Annotated in this window: 12 protein-coding genes and 1 pseudogene; 5 read left to right on the top strand and 8 right to left on the bottom strand. The window is 74.4% G+C overall.

The features are described 5' to 3' along the window. Window positions 1-143: 143 nt before the first annotated feature. The 3 genes and pseudogenes from ACQP1P_RS25595 to ACQP1P_RS25585 form a co-directional block, all read left to right on the top strand. Window positions 144-818 (top strand): annotated as a pseudogene (locus ACQP1P_RS25595) (ATP-binding cassette domain-containing protein); the annotation flags it as partial. 548 nt (window positions 819-1,366) lie between these two features. Further along, window positions 1,367-2,095 carry an STAS domain-containing protein gene (locus ACQP1P_RS25590; RefSeq protein ID WP_433073454.1) on the top strand — a complete coding sequence of 243 codons (729 nt, stop codon included), beginning with the start codon at window positions 1,367-1,369 and terminating at the stop codon, window positions 2,093-2,095. Window positions 2,096-2,157: 62 nt separating this feature from the next. After that, window positions 2,158-2,349, top strand: coding sequence for a hypothetical protein (locus ACQP1P_RS25585; RefSeq protein WP_433073451.1), 192 nt, complete (start codon window positions 2,158-2,160; stop codon window positions 2,347-2,349). Between the two features lie 209 nt (window positions 2,350-2,558). Here the strand turns inward: ACQP1P_RS25585 and ACQP1P_RS25580 are convergent, their stop codons facing one another. From ACQP1P_RS25580 to ACQP1P_RS25565, 4 genes are all read right to left on the bottom strand, one after another. Continuing rightward, entirely contained in the window at window positions 2,559-3,461 is a 903-nt protein-coding gene (locus tag ACQP1P_RS25580; RefSeq protein ID WP_433073448.1) for an ornithine cyclodeaminase family protein, read from the bottom strand. Window positions 3,462-3,463: 2 nt separating this feature from the next. Then, on the bottom strand, window positions 3,464-4,564 hold the full coding sequence (locus tag ACQP1P_RS25575; RefSeq protein WP_433073445.1) for an alanine racemase: 1,101 nt from the start codon (window positions 4,562-4,564) through the stop codon (window positions 3,464-3,466). After that, on the bottom strand, window positions 4,561-5,205 hold the full coding sequence (locus ACQP1P_RS25570; RefSeq protein ID WP_433073442.1) for a helix-turn-helix transcriptional regulator: 645 nt from the start codon (window positions 5,203-5,205) through the stop codon (window positions 4,561-4,563). Before ACQP1P_RS25570 ends, ACQP1P_RS25575 begins: the two co-directional genes overlap by 4 nt. Before the next feature lie 150 nt (window positions 5,206-5,355). After that, window positions 5,356-7,152, bottom strand: a complete 1,797-nt coding sequence (locus ACQP1P_RS25565; RefSeq protein WP_433073439.1) for an ABC transporter ATP-binding protein — start codon at window positions 7,150-7,152, stop codon at window positions 5,356-5,358. Window positions 7,153-7,311: 159 nt separating this feature from the next. Here ACQP1P_RS25565 and ACQP1P_RS25560 point away from each other — a divergent pair, with 159 nt between their 5' ends. Together ACQP1P_RS25560 and ACQP1P_RS25555 are read left to right on the top strand one after the other, a co-directional pair. Next, window positions 7,312-7,506 (top strand): hypothetical protein, encoded by a 195-nt coding sequence (locus ACQP1P_RS25560; protein ID WP_433073436.1) that lies wholly within the window; start codon window positions 7,312-7,314, stop codon window positions 7,504-7,506. Beyond that, window positions 7,500-7,859, top strand: coding sequence for a S26 family signal peptidase (locus ACQP1P_RS25555; protein WP_433073433.1), 360 nt, complete (start codon window positions 7,500-7,502; stop codon window positions 7,857-7,859). Before ACQP1P_RS25560 ends, ACQP1P_RS25555 begins: the two co-directional genes overlap by 7 nt. Window positions 7,860-7,905: 46 nt before the next feature. Here ACQP1P_RS25555 and ACQP1P_RS25550 read toward each other — a convergent pair whose 3' ends face one another. From ACQP1P_RS25550 to ACQP1P_RS25535, 4 genes are all read right to left on the bottom strand, one after another. Beyond that, window positions 7,906-11,364 (bottom strand): ricin-type beta-trefoil lectin domain protein, encoded by a 3,459-nt coding sequence (locus tag ACQP1P_RS25550; RefSeq protein WP_433073430.1) that lies wholly within the window; start codon window positions 11,362-11,364, stop codon window positions 7,906-7,908. Window positions 11,365-11,500: 136 nt separating this feature from the next. Further along, a complete protein-coding gene (locus ACQP1P_RS25545) occupies window positions 11,501-12,298 on the bottom strand; it encodes a ricin-type beta-trefoil lectin domain protein (RefSeq protein ID WP_433073427.1) in 798 nt (265 codons plus the stop codon). Beyond that, window positions 12,285-14,660 (bottom strand): right-handed parallel beta-helix repeat-containing protein, encoded by a 2,376-nt coding sequence (locus tag ACQP1P_RS25540; protein WP_433073424.1) that lies wholly within the window; start codon window positions 14,658-14,660, stop codon window positions 12,285-12,287. The genes ACQP1P_RS25545 and ACQP1P_RS25540 overlap by 14 nt, the downstream gene beginning before the upstream one ends. Further along, a complete protein-coding gene (locus ACQP1P_RS25535) occupies window positions 14,657-21,772 on the bottom strand; it encodes a hypothetical protein (RefSeq protein WP_433073421.1) in 7,116 nt (2,371 codons plus the stop codon). Before ACQP1P_RS25535 ends, ACQP1P_RS25540 begins: the two co-directional genes overlap by 4 nt. Window positions 21,773-21,783: the final 11 nt, after the last annotated feature.

Raw genomic sequence — 21,783 nt, 5'->3', positions numbered from 1 at the left:
TTGACGTTGACGTTGACGTTGACGCCCGCGTCGTTGCGGTTGACGCTCGTGCTGGCGATGTTGACGAGCCGCATTTTGGTCATGTTGACGCTGCCAATGTTGATTTTCGTCAAGTCGAGTTGATTTTGCGCGACATTACGTTCGCGTACGACGACGGCACCGATGTCCTGCACGGCGTCACGCTGTACGTCGCCCCCGGCACCCGGGTCGCGCTCGTCGGGTCGACCGGCGCGGGCAAGTCGACGCTGGCCGCCATCGCCGCCGGACTGCTGCACCCGCGCTCCGGCACCGTCACCGTCGGCGGCCACCCACCCAGCACCGCGCGGGTCGCGGTCGTCACCCAGGAAACGCACGTCTTCGCCGGGCCGCTGGTCGAGGACCTGCGCCTGGCCCGCCCGGGCGCGACCGACGCCGAGGTGGCGGCGGCGCTGGCCACCGTCGACGCGCTCGACTGGGCGCGCGACCTGCCCGAGGGCCTGCGGACCGTCGTCGGCGAGGGTGGCCACCCGCTCACCGCCGCCCAGGCCCAGCAGCTGGCCCTGGCCCGGGTCGTACTCGCCGACCCGCCCGTCGCCGTGCTGGACGAGGCCACCGCGGAGGCGGGCAGTCTCGGCGCACGACACCTGGAGACCTCGGCCCTGGCCGCGACCGCGGGCCGCACGACGCTCGTCGTCGCGCACCGCCTGACCCAGGCCGCGACCGCCGACCGCATCGTCGTACTCGACGGTGGCCGGGTCGCCGAGGAGGGCAGCCACGCCGAGCTGGTCGCGGCCGACGGCGCGTACGCCCGCCTCTGGCGAGCCTGGGAGGCGCGCTGACCCGAAGGTCCCGCACCCCGCGTCGCGAGCCGGGCCATCCCGCGCCGCCGCCGTCAGCGAGGTGCGGGGCGTCGTGCGCCTGCGTCGCGGGGCAGGTCGATACGCGCCGCCGTCAGCGAGGGGCGGGCCGTCGTGCGCCTGCGTCGCGGGGCAGGTCGATACGCGCCACCGTCTGCGAGGTGCGGGCCGACGTGCGCCTGCGCCGGGAGGCGGGCCGTCGTGCGCCTGGGTCGAAAGCCGGGCCATCACGCGCCGCCGGCGCCGAGGTGCGGCCGTCGTGCGCCTGCGTCGCGGGGGCGGGCCGCCACGCGCCTGCGTCGCGCGCGGCAAGTCGACACGCGCCGCCGGCGGCCGAGGCGGGTCGACACGCGTCGCCGTCACCGCGGTGCGGGCCGCCAGGCGACCGCGGTGGGAGGTGCGGGGTCTGGCCAGGCGCGCCGGATGTGGGAAGACCGGGAGACCAGCTGAGCCGAGCAGAGCGCTCCCAGGAATTCTGCACGCAGCGCAACCGGATGTTTACCGATCACGGGATGCGATAAGGGACTCTCGTGTTCCGGTGTCCGGTCGTCGAGGACTATCCGCTCGCGATTCTCAAGCCCAGCGGGCTCCTCGAGCGCGCCGCCGCGCCGCGGCTGCGACAGGCGCTGCACAAGGCGCTCACCGCCCGGCCCGAGGTCGTGCTGCTCGACGCGCAGCGGCTGCGAGCCGAGGACGACCTCGAGCTTGCCGTGCTCGCGGTGCTCCGGCGCAGCTGCGAGGAGGCCGGCGTGGCGCTCGTCGTGTGCGGGGCGCCGCCCGAGCTCGCGGCCCGGCTCGCGCGGGTCGCGGTGTGCCGGCACCTGGCCACGGCGCCGTCCGTCGAGGCGGCGCTGGACGGGCGCGCGGGCCGGCCGGCTCCGTCGCGCCGCCACGCGTTCCTGCTCCCGCTGTCCTCGTCGGTGGCGCAGGCGCGGGCCGTCGCCGAGAACGCTTGCACCGCGTGGGGCGTGGCCGAGATCGCCGGGCCGGTGCTCATGGTCACCGGGGAGCTGGTCGCGAACGCGGTCCGGCACGCGCGGACCGAGATCGGGTTCTCCGTCGAGCTCGGCCGCTACTACGTGGTCGTCGCCGTGCGTGACGGCAGCCCGACGCTCCCGCGGCTGCGCGACCCTGATCCCGAGACGGGCGGGCACGGGCTGCTCATCGTCGAGGGGATGAGCGCCTCCTGGGGCAGCGCGCCGACCGTGACCGGCAAGATCGTGTGGGCCACCGTACGGCGGCCGAGAAAAATTGATTGATTCGCCTGCAACGGGGTATGGGGCTCGCCGTCACACCACTTGATCACTTCGAGGGAGTCCTCGTGTCCTATATTGTTCAGTCCGACAGCGTCCTGGCCAGCACCGCCGCCGAACTGCTCGCTCGGCACGCCGTCGGGGCCGCCAACGGCATGTGCCCGGCCTGCGGCTGGGCCGCTCCCTGCCCGGCCGCCCGCCACGCGGACTCGGTCCTGGCGGCCGCGCCCGCGACGGAGCCGGTGGCGGAAGCCGCCTGAGGCCAGCGGCCAGGAGGCGGCGGCCAGGGGACGGCAGCGCGCAGCAGCAGGACCTCGGCGATCAAGGCGAAGGGGTCCGGCGACGAGGAGGCAGCGGCGCGCAGCAGCTAGGACCACGGCGGTGAAGATGAAGGTGTCCGGCCGCGAGGAGCCGGTGACGCAAGCCGCCTGAGCTCCGCGGCTAGGAGCCGGCGGCGTGAGCTCCGCGGCTAGGAGCCGGCGGCGCGCAGCAGGGCCTCGGCGATGAAGAGGTCCTGCAGCGCGATCCCCGAACTGTCGAAGACCGTGATGTCCTCCGGCTCCACGCGCCCGATCGCCCGGCCGGTGAGCACGTCGCCGATCGCGGTGACGTCCAGCCCCGCGGCGTGCTGGAACTCGCCGATGCGGCGGGACTGGGCCGGCAGGTCGCAGTACAGCCGCGCGGTGGGCAGCAGCGAGGGCGGGAGTTCCTGCTTGCCGACGGCGTCGGAGCCCATGCTCGCCACGTGCGTGCCGGGGCGCACCCACTCGGCGTCGAAGAGCGGGGCCGTCGCCGTCGTGGCCGTGACGATGATGTCGGCGCCTTGGCACGCCTCGCGCGCCGGTGTCACGGTGCCCGGCAGCCCGCGCGCGGCCAGGCGCTCGACGAACGCGGCGCCGCGCTCGGCGCTGCGGGCGACGACCAGGATCGACGCGATCGGCCGCACGCGCGCGAGGGCCGCGCACTCGTAGAGGGCCTGGTGGCCGGTGCCGAACACGGCCAGGGTCGCGGCGTCGGCGCGGGCCAGGACGCTCGCGGCGACCGCGTCGGCGGCGGCCGTACGGTAGGCGTTGACCGTCCCCGCCTCCACGACCGCGGCGATGCGCCCGGCGTCCTGGTCGAACAGCAGCACCACCGAGTTGTGGCGCGGCTCGCTGTCCGGCCAGTAGCTGCCCACCTTCAGGCCCGCCAGGCTCTGCGACGCCGCCGACTTGACCGTGAACCGGTTGCGGGGGTCGGAACCGTGCGCCAGTACCGCCGGGAACACCTCGGCCCGGTCGTCGACCGCGGCCACGAGCGCCTCGCGGGCCGCCGCGAAGGCGAGGTCCTCGTCGATCAGGGCGGCGGACTCCGCCTCGGACAGGAAGATCACGGTCACCATCCTCGCACTCGGGGCCACTCGGCCTGGATCGTCCGCGAGCCGGGCTCGAGGACGTGGTACCGCTCGTGCTGCGCCGCCGTCGCGCACGCGTGGATCGGCAGGACGCGCACCCGCGCGCCGACCGGGATGGCGGGCAGCTTCGCGGCGCTGTCCGGGCGGATGGCGAGGATCCCGTGCTCCTGGCTCGCGTCGGTCATGAGCAGGTCCTCGAAGGGGTTGCCGTCGAGATCGGCGACGAGGCCGTACGCCTGGTCGACCCGCTGCCGCGCGGTGCCGCGGTCGCGCGAGGTGGCCATCCAGCCGCCGTCGGTGAGGATCCAGCCCTTGTCCGGGCGGTGCCCGATGACGGTGACGACGACGGAGAGCGCGAGATCCGCGTGGGTGCACACCCCGATGCCCGCCATCACGAGGTCGAAGAAGACGAAGTTGCCGGCCCGCACCTCGGTGACGCCGCGCAGGTCGGTCGCGAAGTGCGCGGTCGGGGTCGAGCCCACGCTCACCACGGGCGCCGCGAACCCCGCCGCCCGCAGGCGCCCGGCCGCCTCGACGGCGGCCGCCCGCTCGTGCTCGGCCGCGGCCCGCAACTGCTCGTCGCCGTCGGCGAAGTAGGACTCGCCGGCGTGGGTCAGCACCCCGCGCGGCTCGCCGAGGGTCTCCGCGATCTGCAGCAGCGCCGGGTCGTCCGGCCGCACCCCGCCGCGGTGCCCGTCGCAGTCGACCTCGATCAGCGCGGGGAGCCCGGCCAAGGCCTTGGCCTGCTCGACGCTGTCCAGCAGCACGGTGAGGTCGACCCCGCGCGCCCGCAGCGCCCGCACGCGGTCGAGCTTGTGTGGCGCGATGCCGACGGCGTAGAGGATGTCGGTGAAGCCGGCCGCGGCGAACGCCTCGGCCTCCGCGAGTGTCGACACGGTCACCGGTCCCGGCCCCCCGCCGTGCACCATGCGCGCGACCTCGACCGACTTCGCCGTTTTCACGTGCGGCCGCAGCGGTACGCCGAGCCGCTCGAGATGCGCGCGCAGCCGCCGCACGTTCGCCTCGACGCGGTGCGGGTCGAGGGCCGCGAACGGGGTCTCGGGATCGTCCAATGTGGTCACTGCTGGGCCTCTCTGCGGCACTCGGCCAGATCTGCGTACACGGCGGAGCGGGACACCCCGAGCCGGTCGGCGACGCGCGGGACGGCGTTGCGGACGCGGAACACGCCCCGCTCGTCCAGCGCGCGCAGCAGGGCGATGCGCTCGCCGCGCCCGAGCCCGGCCGCGGGCCGGCCCCGCGCGAGCTCCTCGGCGCGCACGAGCGCGTCGACGACGTCCTCGAAGTCGTTGGTGAACGTGGTCGCCGGGGTCTGCGGCGGCACGGTCCCGGCCAGGGCGGCCAGCAGGTCGCCGGCCTGCCGCAGGGCGGTCACATCCACGTTCACGCACAGCGCTCCGAACACGCGCCCGTCGCCGTCGCGCAGCGGCATCGTCGAGGACTTCACGATCCGGCCGTCCGCGGTGCGCGAGACGTAGTTGAGATCGTTCCCGGCCGCGTCGCCCCGGGCGAGCACGGCCAGCCCGATCTCGCTCAGCGCCCCGCCGACGGCCCGCCCGGTGACGCTGCCGGCGACGGCGACGACGGAGCGCTCGCCGAGCCGGTAGTCGTGCAGCACGACCTCGCACGTCGGCCCGAACGTGGCGGCGATGCCGTCCACGACCGGCCGCAGCGCGCTCAGCATCGCGTCGGCGCCCTCCGTCACGCCGCCTATAGTAAACGTCCAGATCCTGGACAGAAAGTCCGCCCTCGCCGAACGGCCAGCCGGCGTCCGGCCGCCCGCTGCGACGCTGGACGGAGCGGCTGATCAACCCCGGCCGGGCGCCGGAGACAGGCGCTGACCGGCGCCACCGGGTCAGGCGGCGGGCTCGGGCTCGGGGCGGTAGCCGTCGGCCTGGAGGCGGAACAGGCGCGCGTACTCGCCGCCGTGCGCGAGCAGCTGCGCGTGCGTGCCCCGCTCCGCGATCACGCCGCCCGACAGCACCACGATGGTGTCCGCGTCGCGCAGGGCGCCGAGGCGGTGCGAGATCAGCAGGCTCGTCGCGCCGGTGCGGTGGGCCCGCAGGCCGTGGTGGATCTCGTGCTCGGCCTCGGCGTCCAGGCCCGCGCTCGGCTCGTCCAGGATCAGCAGGTCGCGGCGGTCGCGCAGGTAGGTGCGGGCCAGGGCCAGGCGCTGCCACTGGCCGCCCGACAGCAGCACCCCGTCGCCGTCGGCCTCGGCGAAGAGCTTGGACAGCATCGTGTCGTAGCCGTGCGGCAGGCCGCGCAGCACCGGGTCGATGCCGGCCCGGGCCGCGGCCGCCTCGACGGCCGCGGGCGACGGGGACGCCGCCACGTCGCCGAGGGCGATGTTCTCCGCGGCCGTGAGCTCGTAGGTCATGTAGTCCTGGAACAGCGCGCCGATCCGGGACCGCAGACCGGGCAGCGAGAGCGAGCGCAGGTCCACCCCGTCCCACAGGATCGCGCCCCGCGACGGGTCGTAGAAGCGGCAGAGCAGCTTCACCATCGTGCTCTTCCCGGCGCCGTTCAGGCCGACCAGGCCCACCGCCGAGCCGTGCGGGACGACGAGGTTCACGCCGCGCAGCACCCAGTCCTGCCCGGGGGAGTAGCGGAACCACACGTCGCGGAACTCGATCGAGGAGCGCAGCGGCGGCACCGGGAGCGGCTCGTCCGGCTCCGGCAGGTCGGGCTCCGCGTCGAGGACGGCGCGGAAGTGGCGGTACAGCAGCAGCGCGCCGTGCACCATCGAGACGCGGCCGACCAGCGCGGCCAGCGTCGTCTGCAGCGCCGCGATCCCGGCGACCAGGGCCGAGATGTCACCGACCGAGAAGCGCCGCAGGGACACGGCCCAGACGAGGACCGCTCCCAGTACCGATGCCGACACCAGCCCGAGCAGGAACTGCACGCGCAACGTCCGGGCGTCCAGGCGGCGCCGCTGACCGTCGGCCTCGGCGAGCTCGTCCAGCATGCGCAGGCGGAACAGCTCGGACAGCCCCAGCAGCCGCACCTCCTTCGCGGCCGGGATGCTGGTCTGCAGCTCGGCGTAGAAGAACTCGCGGCGCTCGTGCGGGCTGATGCTCCACAGCATCGCGGCCTGCGCGCGGCTCAGGCGGATCTCGGCCAGCAGCGCGGGCAGCAGGCCCAGCAGCGTGACGGCGGCGATCGCGGGGCTGACCGCGGCCAGGACGGCGACGAGGCCGGCCACGGTGATGCCGAGCTGCACGGTGCCCAGGACGCCCTGCACGACCTGGCCGGGGCCCGAGCGACCGGCCGACTGGGCCATCCGGAGCCGGTCGTGGAACCCGGGGTCCTCCAGCCGGGCGAGGCCGCCGAGCCGGGCCGTCGCCTGGTACAGGTCCGACTGGGCGCGGCGGCCGACGGCGCGGCCGACCTGGTGCTGCAGGAACGTGTGCAGCGACGGCAGGGTCGCGGCGAGCAGTCCCGCCGCGACCAGTCCGGCGACCGGCAATGTCGCCGCATCGGCCGTACCGCCGCCGGACAGCGCATCCAGCGCGCGCTTGAGCAGCCAGACGGTGGCGACGGGCACGACCGCGCCGAGCAGCGTCACGGCGGCGTCGGCGGCGAGATGCCCGGGGCCGGCGCGCACCGCCAGCCGCACCGCGTGCCCGGCGTCGAGGAAGGGCTGGCGCACGCCGCGCACGTTACCGTGATCATCCTCGATGGGACAGTTTTCACGGCTCTTTCACGGCCGAGCCGGGGTTTCGCGGCGTCGCGTTGACACGACTGCGCGTGATCGCCGACGCTCGCGGTCGTCGTCGTACAACACCAAGATCCCGAGGAAAGGACGCCCATGGTCGCACTCGTCAACCGCCTCGCCGACCGCATGCTCGCCCGTCTCGTCCCCGCCGCGCGCGCGGAGGCCGACTGCGCCTACCACCTCAGCTGCTGGTGCTCCGGCGGCCTGCACTGGTGCCAGAAGTGCATGAACGGCTGCCCCGGCGTGCCGAACCACTGCTACGCCAAGTACGCGACGGGGACGTGCTGACCCGTCTTCCCTGGTTCGTCGTGCGGGTCGCGGGGGGCAGCATGGCGCCCACGCTGCACGACGGCGATCTCGTGCTCGCCCGCCGGTACCGCGGCCAGCCGCTGCGCGTCGGCGACATCGTGGTGCTGCACCGGCCCACCGGACCGGTCCGGCTGCCACCGGGCACGCGGGTCCAGGCCGGCCCGGTCGCTGCCCAGCGGCCGGGCCGGCTCGTCAAGCGCGTCGCCGGGCTCGTCGGGCCCGACGCGATGCTCGTGCTCGGCGACAGCCCCGGCTACGACTCCCGCCTCTTCGGCCCGGTCCCGGTCGCGAGCACGATCGGCGTGATGGTCCGCAGGCTGCGCACCGCATGACATCGGGCCCCGCCGTGGCGGCGACGAGGCCCGATGCGCCTGCGGATCAGCCCAGCCGGAACCGCTGGGCCGCGGTGGTGTTGCAGTCCCAGATGCGCAGCAGGTCGCCCGCCTTCTGGTTGTTGTTCGGGTCGTCCAGGCAGCGGCCCGACGGCGGGTTGTAGAGCGTCCCGTCCGCGCGGGTGGTCCACTGCTGCGAGCCCGTGCCGTTGCAGTCCCACAGCTGCACCGCGGTGCCGTTGGCGGTGCCGCCGTTGACCACGTCGAGGCACTTGCCCAGCGTGCGCAGCGACAGGTCACCCGGGGCCGACCAGCGCTGGGCGTCGCTGCCGTTGCAGGTGTACAGCTGCACCGCGGTGCCCGAGGCCGGCGACGCGTTGGCGACGTCGGCGCACAGGCCGCCCGGGCCGGTGACCGGGCCCGGCGGCAGCTTCCACAGCTGGGCGCCGGAGCCGTTGCAGGCGTACATCTGCAGCTGCACCGCCCCCGGCGTGGTGTTCGAGTTCGGCACGTCGAGGCACTGCCCGCCGTTGCTCAGCGCGCCGTTGGACTGGTGCGACCACTGCTGCGCGGCCGCCCCCGAGCACGTGCTGATCGTGACCCCGGCCCCGGCGGTGAGGCACTTGCCGAGCACCCGCACGGTGTTGTCGGCGCCGTAGGCGAACGTCTGGGCGGCGGTGTGGTTGCAGCCGTACAGCTGCATCGCCGTGCCGTCCGCCGGCGTGCCGCCCCGCACGTCCAGGCACAGGCCGCCGGCGCCGAGGACCTCCCCGGCGGTGGGGTTGGCGGTGGCCGAGCCGGACAGCGAGACGGTGTGCTGGGCGTTGAGCGGCAGCGCGGCCGTCGTGACCGTGACCGTGCGCTGGTTGGCGTTCCACGACCACGCGGTCTCCGGGACCTGCACCCCGTCCACGCTCACGGCGGTGGGCGCGTTCGAGTTCGACAGGCGCAGGGTGTACTGCCGCGACGCCGGCGCCCCCGTGAAGGTGCCCGTCTGCGCGCCGACGGTGAGCGTGCGCGACGCCTCGCTCCAGCTCAGCGGGGCGCTGGTCGAGGCCGTCGCGGTGCCCTCGCCCGCGTCGGAGTACAGCGAGAAGGTCCCGTCGGCCCCGGCGGCCACGGTCACGGTCAGCTGGGTCAGCGGCCGCTGCCCGGCGTTGTCGACGTAGTCGGTGCGGGTCGGCAGGATGCCGCCCGACTTGATGAGCACCGGCATCTGCGACAGCGGCGCGGAGACCGTCACCGTCGACGGCCCGGTGTAGACCTGGCCGGTGAAGTAGTCGGTCCACGTGCCCGGCGGCACCCACATCGAGCGGGACCCGGAGCTGCTCACGATCGGCGCGACGAGGACGTTGTCGCCGTAGAGGTACTCGGTCGGGTTCGTGTACGCCTCGTCGTTCGCCGGATAGTTGAGGTACAGCGGGCGCGTGATCGGCACCCCGGTGGTGTTGGCCTGCTTGGCCAGGGTGTAGGTGTAGGGCACCAGCGCCTCCCGCAGCCGCAGGAAGCTCTCCGCGCTCGCCGCCGCCGCGCCCGTGTAGTTCCACGGCAGCCGGTCGCCGTGGTCGGAGTGCAGCCGGTCGACCGGCTGGAAGGTGCCCAGCTGGACCCACCGCGCGTACAGGTCGTCGGCGAGGTGCCCGCCGTGGAAGCTGCCGATGTCGTGGCTGACGTTGGAGAAGCCGGCGGCCGCCACGTCCGGGGTGAACCGGGCCTCGAACGCCAGCATGTCCCACGACGCCGGGGTGTCGCCGGTGAACTGCATCGTGTTGCGCCGCTCGGCCCACGGCCCGACCGCGAAGCTGGAGTCGTCGTTGCCGTACTCCGCGCCGCCGATGCGCCCGAAGGAGAACCCGCGCAGCCCCCGGGCCGCCGCGGCGTCCGCGTAGGCCTGGTTGATCCAGGGGTCGGCCGCCACGTGCGGGTCGGACGCGATCGAGGCGCCGCAGCTGGTGCAGTAGTCCAGCCACCACGTGCGCACGCCCTGCTGCTCGAACGGCTTGTGCAGGTTCATGTACGCGCTGAGGTGCCCCGGCTTCGACCAGTCGAAGACGTAGTTGCCGCCGTCGGGGATCAGCCCGCCCGCGGTGCTGTTGGCCGCGGCGAACTTCGGGTCGTTGCCCGCGATGCTCGTGTGGACGTTCAGCGAGACGTCGAGGCCCTGCTGCCGCGTCCAGTTCAGGAACCCCTGCGGGTCCGGGAACAGCGACGCGTTCCAGTTCCAGCCGTTCCACTGGCTCGGCGACTTCCAGTCGGTGTCGACGACGAGCCAGTCGATCGGGGTGAACGTGCCGCGGAAGGCGGGCAGCAGCGTGTTCTGGTAGTCGGCGGTGCTGTAGGCGAAGTAGCGGGAGTACCACACGCCGTACGCCGACTGGGGCAGCAGCGCCGAGGCGCCGGTGAGCGCGTTGAGGTCGCTCAGGCCCTGCTTGTAGTTCTGCCCGTAGCCGAAGAAGTAGCCGTCCTGGTACGGCTGGCCGCCGTGCCCGGGCCGGTCGGTGAGCACGTGCGCGGCGCTGAACAGGGCGGTGCGGGAGTCGTCGAGCAGGTACCAGCCGGATCGCGCCAGGAGGCCCGGGTGCTCGGGGACCGGGAGCACCCGGGGGTTGTCCAGCGAGCGCGACCAGCCGCCGAGGGCGTCCTTCGGCCCGGCCCCGTAGGCGGTGGTGAGCAGCGCCGTGGAGGCGGCCGGGAACGCCGTGGTGCCGGTGGGCGTCAGCGCGATGCTGTCGATGTTCACGTGCCCCGAGTCGGAGGCGGTCTGCGCCACGGTGACCGTGCTCGTGCCGGCGGGCAGGTTCACGGTCGTCGACGCGGTGCCCCAGGTGTCCCAGCTGCCGGTGGCGGGCAGGCTCAGCTGCGGCCCGGCCGTGCTGCCGACCCGGGTCGACAGCGTGCGCGTGGTGCTCTGCCCGTCGCCGCCGGTCGCGTTGGCGTAGCGCACCTGCAGCCGGTAGCTGCCGGCCGCGGGCACGCCGCTGACGTCGACCGCGATGCCGGAGCCGGTGGCCTCGATCCCGGCCGCGAACGCCGAGCCCGTGTAGCCGGTGTGGTCGTACGCCGGGGTCGCGCGCCCGGTGAGCAGCGCGTTCTCGGCCTCGCAGGCGGTGTTGTAGGCGCAGTAGGAGGGGAACGCGGGCTGGGCGGTCACCCCGGTGGACAGCGCGACGGAGGTGTTCGCGGCGGTGAAGGCGCCGCTGCCCTGCTTGTAGCGCAGGGTCAGCGCGCCGGTGCGGATCTCGCGGTACCCGTCCGACGTGGCGCTCGTCGTGTACGACGGCACCGGGAAGTTCCGGTTCACCGCGTTGAACGTCGTCGCGTCCTGGAAGGCGCCGTCGCCGGCGTATTCGAGGCGGATGAGGGTCGGGGTGAGCACCTCGAAGCGGGCGTTGCCGTCGGTGACGACGTTCGTGGCGGCCCGGGCGGGCGCGGCCGGCGCGAGCGGGACGAGTGCCCCGGCGAGCAGCGCGAGCGCGGCGGTCCGGGGCAGGAGGCGGTTGGGCACGGATACCTCACAGGGCAGCACTGAGCGGATGCTGCCCTCACTCCACTGCGTCGTAACTAACGTTGTCAATACGTGTTATGGGAAATGTTGACAGAACGCCCTCCCGTGTTGCCTCCGCCGCCGCGGGGCCGGGCGCTCAGCGCCAGTACCACTTCTGGTTGCTCTTGCCGTTGCACGGCCACAGCTTCACGGCGCTGCCCGGCGCGGTGTTCTCCCCGAACACGTCCGCGCACTTGTTGGCCTGCGTGTCCACCAGGTCGTTGGAGCCGTTCAGCCGCCACTGCTGCGCCTGGTTGCCGTTGCACTTCGCCACCTGGATCGTGGTGAAGTCGTCGGTCGAGGCCCAGGCGGCGTCCATGCACAGCCCGACCGAGCGGATCGTGCCGTCCGGCGCGGCCTCCCAGTGCTGCACCGCCGAGCCGTCGCACCGCGCGATCGTCAGCGCCGCGCCGTCCTTGCCCGAGTTCGCGCTCAGGCACAGGCCGGACTGCACGCCGACGATCGCGCGGCCCGGGATCGTCGGCGCGGCGGCGGTCGTGGCGACCGCGGGCGGCTTGACCCCCGCGGCGCCGGCCGTGTTCGCCGGGGCGGCCTTGGCCGGGCTGCCGCCGGTCGCCTTCGGCGGCGGCGCGCTCGCCGCGGGCTGCCCCGCGGCCGACCTCGCGGGCGCGGCGGACGGGGCCGGCGAGGTCGGGGCCGCGCTCGCCGACGTCTGCGACTCGGTGACCGCCGCGGGGAGGACCACCTGCGGGTCCGCGACCCGCGCACGGTCCGGCGCGGGCCAGCGCAGCTGCAGCGGTACCGCCACCAGCACCGCCAGCGTCGCCAGCCCCCCGGCGGCGACCCACACCCGCCGGTCCGGCAGCAGCCCGCGCGCCGCGGTCGCGGGCTTGCGCGCGTAGGCGGCCGCGAAGGATTCCTCAGACTGGGGCACGGTCGCTCCTCACAGAAGGCAGATCCTCGGGCCGCAGCAGCACGAGGTCGTCGGGGCCGGCGCCGTCGAGCTCGGCGACGCGCTGCGCCTGCCGCTCGGTCAGCTCCTGGAACACCTGGCGCGCGAGGCGGCCGTTGCCGAAGCCCTCGCCGCGCGGCAACGCGTCGAAGTAGGCGGCGAGCCCCTCCGCCGCGGGGACGGTCAGCTCGTAGCGGTGCTCGCCGGCCTGGTGCTCGACGATCGCCACCAGCTGTGCGGTGTCGTAGTCGTCGAAGTGCAGCGTGCGGGTGAACCGGGAGGCGAGACCCGGGTTCGCGCCGACGAACCGGGTCATCTCGTCCGGGTAGCCCGCGACGATCACCACCACGTCGTCGCGGTGGTCCTCCATCATCTTCACGAGCGTCGCGATCGCCTCGTGGCCGAAGTCGTCGCCGAAGCGGGGGACCAGGGAGTACGCCTCGTCGATGAACAGCACCCCGCCGAGCGCCCGGGTGACGGCGGCGGCGGTCTTCGGGCCGGTGTGCCCGACGTACTCGCCGACGAGCGCCGAACGGTCCACCTCCACCAGATGCCCCCGCCGCAGCAGGCCCAGCGCCTTGAGCAGCCGCCCGTAGAGACGCGCCACGGTCGTCTTGCCGGTGCCGGGGTTGCCCGCGAACACGAGGTGGCGGCTCAGCGGCGGGGCCGGCAGCCCGGCCTCCTGGCGCATCCGCACCGTCTGCATGAGCTTCACCAGCGTGTGCACGTCCCGCTTGACCCGGTCGAGGCCGACCAGCACGCCGAGCTCGCCGAGCAGGTCGTCCAGGCTCTCCTCGACCGGCTCGGCGTCGGACTCGGCGGCCGGGCGCTCCGGCGCGCCCGCCGCCTTGGCCAGCGGCACGGCGTCCGGCCGCTCGTCGAACGTCGCCGTGGCGCGCTCGCCCACGTGGATCGCCGTGAACCCGGGCTCGGTGATGCGGCAGTCCTCGTAGGTGCCCCCGGCGTCGTCGGCCACGTAGAGCCCGTTCTTGGCCACGCCGTGCACCCGCAGCCCCGACACCGCCGGCTTCGCGCCCGTCCACACCACCAGGCCGGAGCCGCCGCCCCCGATGACCGTGGCGCCCTCGATGCGCACCTCGGCCGGGCTGTCCACGACGATCCCGGCGGCGCCGGCGTCGCGGACCGCGACCTCGGCCAGCGTGGCCGCGCCGGCCCCGGTGACCTCGAAGCCGACCCGGGCCGGGCGCACCACCGTGCAGTTGCGCACGGACGCGGCCGCGGCCGAGGCGAGCCGCAGCCCGATGTCCGCGCCGTCGACCCGGCAGCCCTCGGCGCTCAGCCGTGCCTTGCCGGTCGCGTGCACCCCGCTCATGGCCAGGTCCGACAGGTCGCAGCCGGACAGCTCGACGGCGGCGTCGTCGGCCGCGTGCACCCCGTGCTCGGCCCCGCGCACGACCCGGCACCGCTCCAGCCGCAGCCGGGCCGCGCCGGCGCCGTGGACCGCGCCGAAGGCGGAGCCGACGAGGTGGCAGCCGGTCAGCAGGGCCTTCGCCGAGCCGGTGACCAGCAGCGCGTTGGCCCCGGCGTCGCGCACCGTGCAGTCCTCGGCGACGAGCTCGCCGTCGTCGGCGACGACCAGCCCGCTCGCGCCCGGCCCGGTGATCCGGCACTCGGTGAGCCTCGCCCGGGCCGCCCCGTTGACCTGCACGGCCGCGGAGCCGGCGGCGGCGATGCTGCTCTGCTCGGCCAGCGCGGTCGCGGCGTCCTCCAGCAGCAGCCCGGTGCGCCCGGCCCGGTCGATGCGGCAGTCGGCGAGGGTCAGCCGGGCGGTGCCGCGCAGCCGGATCGCGGAGCCCTCGGTGCCCTGCAGCCGCAGCCGGGTCGCCGCGAACTGCGCGTCGCCGGAGAGCACCACCCCCGCGCCGTCGCCGATGCGCACGTCGGTGGCCTCGGCCCGGGCCGGCCCGGCCAGGTGCAGCGCGGCGCCCGCGGCCCCCTCGATCGCCCCGCCGGTGAGGACCAGCGCGGCCGTCCCCCGGGCCTCGACGCGCCCCCGCTGGACGCGGACGTCCTGCAGCACCAGCCCGCCGCCGTCCACGACGGACACCAGCGGCCGGGCCGGGTCCGTGCCGGCGATCGTGAACCCGTGCACCGCGCAGTCCGCCGCCGCCACCGTCAGGGCCGGCTCGGCGCCGGCCGGGGCGAGCTCGACGCTGCCGGCCCCGGCCTCGGGGCGCAGCGTCACCGGCCGGTCCAGCCGCAGCGTCTCGGCGTAGCGGCCCGGGGCCACGGCGACGGTGTCACCCGGCGCGGCCGCCCGCACCGCCGTGGCCAGGTCGCGATGGGCTCCGCGGCGGCCGGGGGCCACCAGATGTACCGTCACGGCCACCCTCCGGGCTGGTAGTACCACGGGTTGACGCTGGGCCGGAACGCCTTGAGCAGCTCCGAGGTGACGACCTTCTCGACGATCTTCCAGGGCAGCTGGAAGCCGAACTCGGCCAGGCCCTGCCGGTGGAACGCCCGCCCGCCCAGCCCCGCGTTGAACAGCGTCTTGCCGATCGTCGTGGTGACCGCGCCGGTGATGCCCGACGCGGCCGCGAGCAGCCCGTCGAACGCCGCCGCGCCACCGGCGAGGTAGATCGTGTCGCCGCTGGCGTTGGTGATGCCGAAGACCGAGGCGTTCATGGCGCCGTTGACGAAGCCGGTGAGCCCGGCGACCGGGACGTTGAACGCGAAGTCATAGGTGCCGCCCCGCCAGCGGGTCGCCGTCTCGTTGCCGGCCCACTCGTTGCTCCAGTGCTTGTCGTGGTTGAGCGGCTTGCGGAACCAGGCCTTGCCGCCGTCGATGTTCGCCAGGCCGGCCTTGAGGTCGGCGGTGCGCTGCATCGGCCCGAACCGGTTCTCGTGCATCACCGAGCCCACCGCGCTCTTGACCGCCGAGCCCACGGCCGCGTTCGCGAACGCCTTGAGCGCGTCCTGGCCGTTGAACTGCTTGCCCGCGATGGCGTCGACGATCGCGTTGACCACCAGGTTGGCCGCGAACTCGAGCAGGAACTCCTGGGCGAACTCCAGCGCGATCTTCTGCGCGGCGTGCTGCCAGTACGGCTTGTACAGCGCCTCGTTGAGGTTGCCGACGTGCAGCTCGCCGCCCCAGGCCATCCGGTTGCTCTCCCGGATGCGCCGGTTCCAGCCCCGCACCTCCGACGCCCAGCCGCGGTAGTCCAGCTCCCGCCCGGCGAGGTCGAGGCCGCGCCCCACGCCGGGCACGTGCACCCAGCCGGCGTCGTCGCGGCGGGCCACGATGGTGCCGGCCGCGTCGTACTGCCGCCACTGCCCCCGCCACGCGTCCTTCTCGATGAAGCCGACCCCGGGCAGGGGCTTGCGCTCCCGGACGACGGCGCCCATGTCGAACTCCTTCCACACGCCCGGGTCGCCGCCCCGGTACTCGCGCACCCGCAGCACGTCCGCGGCGGGAACGTCACGGACCAGGGTCGCGCCGGTCAGGTCCCGGAACCTCGTGGCGCCCGGCGACCACTCCGCCTGCCAGGCCTGGCCGTTCCACCACTCCCGGCTGGCCCCGAGCGGCGCCGTGACGTTGCCGTGCCGGTCCACCCGGTGCCAGTGCCAGGTGTGGCCGCCCGCCGCGTTGTCGACCCGCCACGCGTCGACGTACGCCCCGCCGTCGAGCATCCGCCGCTCCCGCACCAGCACGTCGACGCCGTTGACCCGCTGGAAGTCGCGGAACGAGTCGTCGAACGTGGTGTGCGGGCCGTTGAAGTTGCGGCCCCAGTCGCGGGTGCCGCTGTTCGTGCCGTCGGTCCACGTCCAGCGCCGCGTCGTCGCCCCGCCCGTCGCCCGCACGTGCACGGTCCCGCCGCCGGGGGCCATCGTGGGGAACTCGTCGGAGCGGCCGACCACGACGCCGTGGATGTCGCGCTGCACCCACGGCCGGCCCACGCCCTCGAACGCGTCGATCCGCGACGCGAAGGCACCGTTGGCCGCACCCGCGGCGGGCGGCCGCTGGAACTCGCGGACCGAGCCGTCCGCGTAGCCGGCCCGGGCGACGCGGTAGTTGTTGTTGAAGGCGTACCAGTCGCCGGCCGTGACGAAGCGGTCCTCCCACACCCGGCCGTCCGCGTGGACGCCGCGGCCGAAGGACACCCGGTAGCCGCTGAGGTTGCCGGCCCCCTCGGACCACGGGACGTGCAACGGGTTGCGGGCCGCGCCGGCCGCGAGCGGGACCACGTCGTGCCCGACGGTGAGCGTGTTGCCGTGCTCCAGCTTGCCGGTGTACCGCACGAAGCGCCCGTCCCGCCCGACGTCGTACGCGGCCTCGCTCATCGACACGAACCGGAACCCGTCGGTGCGCACGCCACCCGGGTCCATGCGCGTCCACGTGAACACCTGGAACTTGGTGTCGGTGCGCAGGAACTGGTTCTCGTGCGGCCGGAACACGCCGCCCGGGATGCCCGCGAGGAACCGCCGCGCCCAGTGCGGCGGGCGCTGCTCGGACCAGCGGGCCGTCTCCAGCGTCGAGCCGTTCGGCAGGTTCTGCAGCTTCCCGGCGTCCTTGCCGTGCGGTGACTGCGACTTCCACGTCGCCGCCGGGGCCCCGCCCGCGAGGTCGTACTCCCGGTACATCCCCGCGCTGTCCGGCCCGTGCCACGGCCCGTGCTGCCGCTGCGCGATCGCCCCCGGCGCGCCGCCGGCCCCGGGCGCCACCCGGTCGGTCCAGCCGCCGTCGCGGTCCACGGTCCGCACGCCGCTGCCGAGCTCGGCGCCGTTGCGGTCCACCCGCGTCCAGCGCCACTGGCCGAGCGCGTCGCGGGTCGCGATGACCTCGCCGCCGCCGAGGCTCTGCCGGATCGCGTGCGACGGGGTGCCGGTGTGGCTCACGTCCCGCCACGACACCGCCGAGTTGTCGAAGCGCCGCACGCCGTGGTCGACGAGTCTCCCGGTCTGGTCGAACTTCGCCCACTGCGGCCGCTGCCCGCCGCGCAGGTCGTTGCCGACGGTGCGGAACACGTCGAGGGTCTGGTTCGCGCCCGGCACCGGGCGGCGGTGGAACATCTCCGCCCCGGTGTCGGTGAGCAGCCTCACGCGGCCGTTGCCGGCGCCGGCGAGGTCGGCCGTACCGCGCTGGAACGGGCCCGGATTGGCCACCGGCGCCCCGTGCTCGTGCAGCCGCCAGGTCCCGTTCGGCACGTCGGCGACGAACTGCCGCACGGTCGGCCGCCCGTCGCGCAGCACGTTGAACGACTGCGCGGTGACCGCACCGTCGGGGTTGTGGATGCGGTACTCCCCGCTGTGCAGCCCGCGCGTGTCGGTGACCCGGAAGTCGTTGCCGGCCAGCCGCTGCACCTGCAGATGCGGGATCCGTGCCCCGGTGACCGCGTGCTCGGCGTGCCAGCCGCCGCCGACCGGGTTGACGAGGAAATGCTCGACGTTGCCGGCCAGGTTGTCGGCCCGGACCCCGACGTGCGTGAGGGTGCCGTTGATGTCGAAGCGTTCGAAGTGCGCGGCGTTGGTGAGGTTGTCGACCTGGAACCCGCCGGCGTGGGGGTTCGCCCGGAACCCGGCCGGCACCTCCAGATGCGGCGCCCCGCCACCCTGCGGGGTGACGTGGGACCAGCCGAGGTGGTTCTGGATCGGGCGGCCGGTGTGGGTGAGGGTGGCGTTGGCGTCGAAGCGTTCGAAGTGTCCGGGGTTGGTGAGGTTGTCGACTTGGAAGCCGCCCGCGTGGGGGTTCGCCTGGAAGCCGGCGGGGACTTCGAGGTGTGGCTGGCCGCCGGTCGGGGTGACGTGGGACCAGCCGGGGTGGCCCTGGATCGGGCGGCCGGTGTGCGTGAGGGTGCCGTTGACGTCGAAGCGTTCGAAGTGCCCCGCGTTGGTGAGGTTGTCGACCTGGAAGCCGCCCGCGTGGGGGTTCGCCTGGAAGCCGGCGGGGACTTCGAGGTGTGGCTGGCCGCCGGTCGGGGTGACGTGGGACCAGCCGGGGTGGCCCTGGATGGGGCGGCCGGTGTGGGTGAGGGTGCCGTTGGCGTCGAAGCGTTCGAAGTGCCCCGCGTTGGTGAGGTTGTCGACCTGGAAGCCGCCCGCGTGGGGGTTCACCTGGAAGCCCGCGGGGACCTCCAGGTGCGGCTGGGCGCCCGTCGGGGTGACGTGGGACCAGCCGGCGTGGCCCCGCACCGGGCGGCCGGTCGCGAGCAGGTTGCCGACGTCGTCGAAGCGGCGGAACTCCTCGCCGCGGATCATGTCGGTGACCTGGAAGCCCCCGTCGCCGTGGGCGACCGCCACGTACTCCGGCCGCCCCACCCCGCCGGCGTCGACGACCCGCAGCGACTCGACGTTGCCGGCCGTGTGGATCTCGATGCGCAGGTCCGACGCCGAGCCGTGCACGTCACGCAGCGGCACGTGCGGGTCGAACGGCTCCGGGGCCATCTTGGACAACGGCTGGCCGCCGCCGAGCAGCCGGGGCCGGGCCTTGACCGACTCCGCGGTGATCTCGGCGATGCGCAGGTCCATCGTCACCGGGTCGATGCCGAGGGTCTTCAGGTCGCGGGCGATCCGGTCGACGCGGGTGATGGCGGCCGCGTACGTGCGCTCGGCCCGCACCTCGACCGCCGTCGGCCCGCGCGACGAGCCGCCGGGGCGGTCCATGATGTCGTTCCAGGTCCGCTCGACCCGGCCGAGCTCGGTGCGGGCGCGCGTGTACGCGGCCCAGGTCTCGATCTTCTTCGCCCGCAGCGGGTCGTCGGCGCGGCCGAACAGCTCGCCGATCCGGTCGCTGTCGCGGCGCCAGGCTCCCTCGAGGCCGCCGCCCGGCAGGCTGACCGTCCGGCCGGGGCTGCCGGCCGAGTGGATCGCGCTGTCCAGGCCGGTCTCGGCCCGCGCGAGGCGCCCGCCGAGCTGGGTCTGCACCAGGCCGGCGACCGCGGTCGCGCCGATCGGGTCGAGGGTGGCCCCGGCCTGCATGTCGGCGCCGGCGTCGTGGGCCGGGTTGACGACGGTGGGGGTGCGCTCCGCCGTCTTCGGGCCGGCGGTGACGGGCGCGGCCACGACGAGGTCGTCCACCTTCGGCGCGCCGGCCACGTGCGCGGGCGTGACGTTGCCGGTGTGGACGGTGGCCACGTCGGCCGTGCGGACGGTGTTCGCCGTGTGCACGGTGTTCGCCGTGTGCACGGTGTTCGCCGTGTGCACGGTCGGCGCCTGGACCGCCGGCGTGTGCTCGACGGGGGCCAGGTTGACGTGGACCGGCGGGGGCGTCGCCGCGATGTGGGTCGTGGTGCCGGCCGTGTGCGTGACCGTCGGCGTGGTGACCAGGTGGGTGACGGGCGGCGGGGGCGTGCTCGAGGCCAGGTGCGTCACCGGGGCCGGGGGTGCCGTCGAGGCCACGTGGGTCACCGCCGGCGGCGTGACGATCGCGTTGACCGCGGGGGTCTCCACGTGGACCGCCGGGGTGTCCAGGTGGCGGGTCACCGAGCCGAGGTCCATGGACACGTGCTGGGCGTTGATGGCCAGGCTGGTGTGGTCGGCGATGCGGCCGCCGGCGCCGTTGAGGGCCGACGTCGGGGCGCCCTGCACGAGGTGCAGGGACGGCGGGGTGACCGCGGCCGAGCCGAGGGCGTCGATCGCGTGCACCGGGGCCGGCGGGACGGCGCCCGTGTGCAGGGCGCCGACGTTGCCCAGGCCCGCCACCTCCAGGTGCGGGGCCTGCAGGTGCGGCGGGTTGAGGTGGTTCGCGCCGGTGACGAGCTGGTTGACGTGGACGCTGGGCAGGTCGAGGGCGTGCAGGGTGCTCGCGCCGCTGGCGGGGGCGTTGAGGTGCGGGCCCGGCAGCTCCAGCGCGTGCAGGGTGCTCGTGCCGGCGGCGTGGGCCGGCGGGGTGAGGTGCAGGCCCGGCAGGTCGAGGGCGTGGACCGTGCCGGAGATCGCGGTGCCGCCGGCCAGGTGGGCGACCGTCGGGGGCTGCAGGTGTACCGCCGAGGAGATCCCGGTGATGTGGTCCACGTTGGCCAGGACCGGGTTCACCGCCCGCTCGGCCCAGGCCTCGACCCGCACCTTCGAGATCGTGTCCATCGGCGAGAGCAGCAGCGCGTCGAGGTTGCGCACCGCGTCCCCGCTGAAGTGCAGCGAGTCGCCGAACGACGTCGGGATGTGCATGCTCGGCGGGTTCATGCCGAGGTGGCCCAGGCCGCCGAAGTCGGTGAGCCTCGGCATCTGCAGGCGCGGCGGCACGGCCAGGTCGCCGGCCCGCACCTCGGCGAGCTTGATCGACGGGATGTCGACGCCGCGCTCGGGCAGCACCGGGTGCGGCTTCGGCAGCCCGAAGATGTGCTTGCCGAGCACGCCGCGGTCCCACACCGCGAGCTTCGTCGCCTGCCACACGCCCAGGTGCAGCTCGTCGGCCTCGGCCGGCAGGAACAGCCGCAGCCACCTGTTGCCGCCGAACTCGCGCTGCAGGAACGCCCACGTCGAGCTGCCGAACTTGGCCAGGAACCCGGGGATCCCCGCCACGACGTTGCCGATGCCCTTGACGCCGTTGACGACGATCAGGCCGCCCTTGCCCAGCGTCGTGGCCATGAACGAGGGCAGGTCCTTGATCCCGGCCTGCACCCACAACCCGGCGCCCTTCACCCAGCTGCCGCTCAGCGCGACCATGTCGTGCAGCCCCGGGAACAGCACGAACGGGTGCGAGATGATGCCCTTGAAGGTGTTGCCGAAGAACTTGAACACCGCGAACGCGCCGGCCTTGAGCCCGTTCCAGGCCAGCTGCGCGCCGGTCTTGATGAGCTGGAAGATCGGCACCGCCCGCGTGGTCGGGGCCAGGATGCCCAGCGCCGACAGGAAGAACTCCAGCGCCGAGGCCTTACCCTGCGCGAAGTCGACCGCCGTCTTGATGAACAGCACCATGTTCACGCCGAGCGCGACGAGCGCGACCGGGCCGCCGAACACCAGCGCGGGCAGGATCAGCGCGATCGCGATCCACTTGAAGATCTCCCAGAACTCCTCGCAGCCGGAGACGGGCTGCTTGATGTGCTCGTACGCGTCGACGATCTTGTTCGAGGCGGTGTTCGCGGCGTCGGACACGGCGGTGCCCGCGTTCCTGGCGGTGTCGGTGAAGCCCTGCCGGCTCGGGTCGTCCTCGGCGAGGTTGCGCGCCTGGCCGAGCGCGTTGTCGGCGCGCCACTGCTGATCGCGCAGGGTCGTGTTGTACGTCGTGAGCGCCGTCACCGACCACTCGAACGCCTCGGCGAGGCTCTGCACGAACCCGCGGAGCCGGTCGGAGATCTTCTCCCGCAGCGCGTCGGCGGTCTGGCCGACGAACGCGTTGGGCCCGGCGGTCTCCAGCACCGCGGCCAGCCCGTCGTCGACGTCGCGCGCGACCTGGCCGAGGTCGCGGATGGACGCGATGACCTCGTCGATGCGGCCCGGGTCGCCCGGCGTCGGGTCCGATCCGAGGCCGACCTTGTCCCAGTCGGTCGGGCGAGCCACGGCCTCGCCTC

The sequence above is a fragment of the Dactylosporangium sp. CA-052675 genome, assembly GCF_050947935.1.
Taxonomy (GTDB): domain Bacteria; phylum Actinomycetota; class Actinomycetes; order Mycobacteriales; family Micromonosporaceae; genus Dactylosporangium.
The sequence above is the reverse complement of the archived record's forward strand: the minus strand, read 5'-3'. Positions and strand labels throughout refer to the sequence as shown.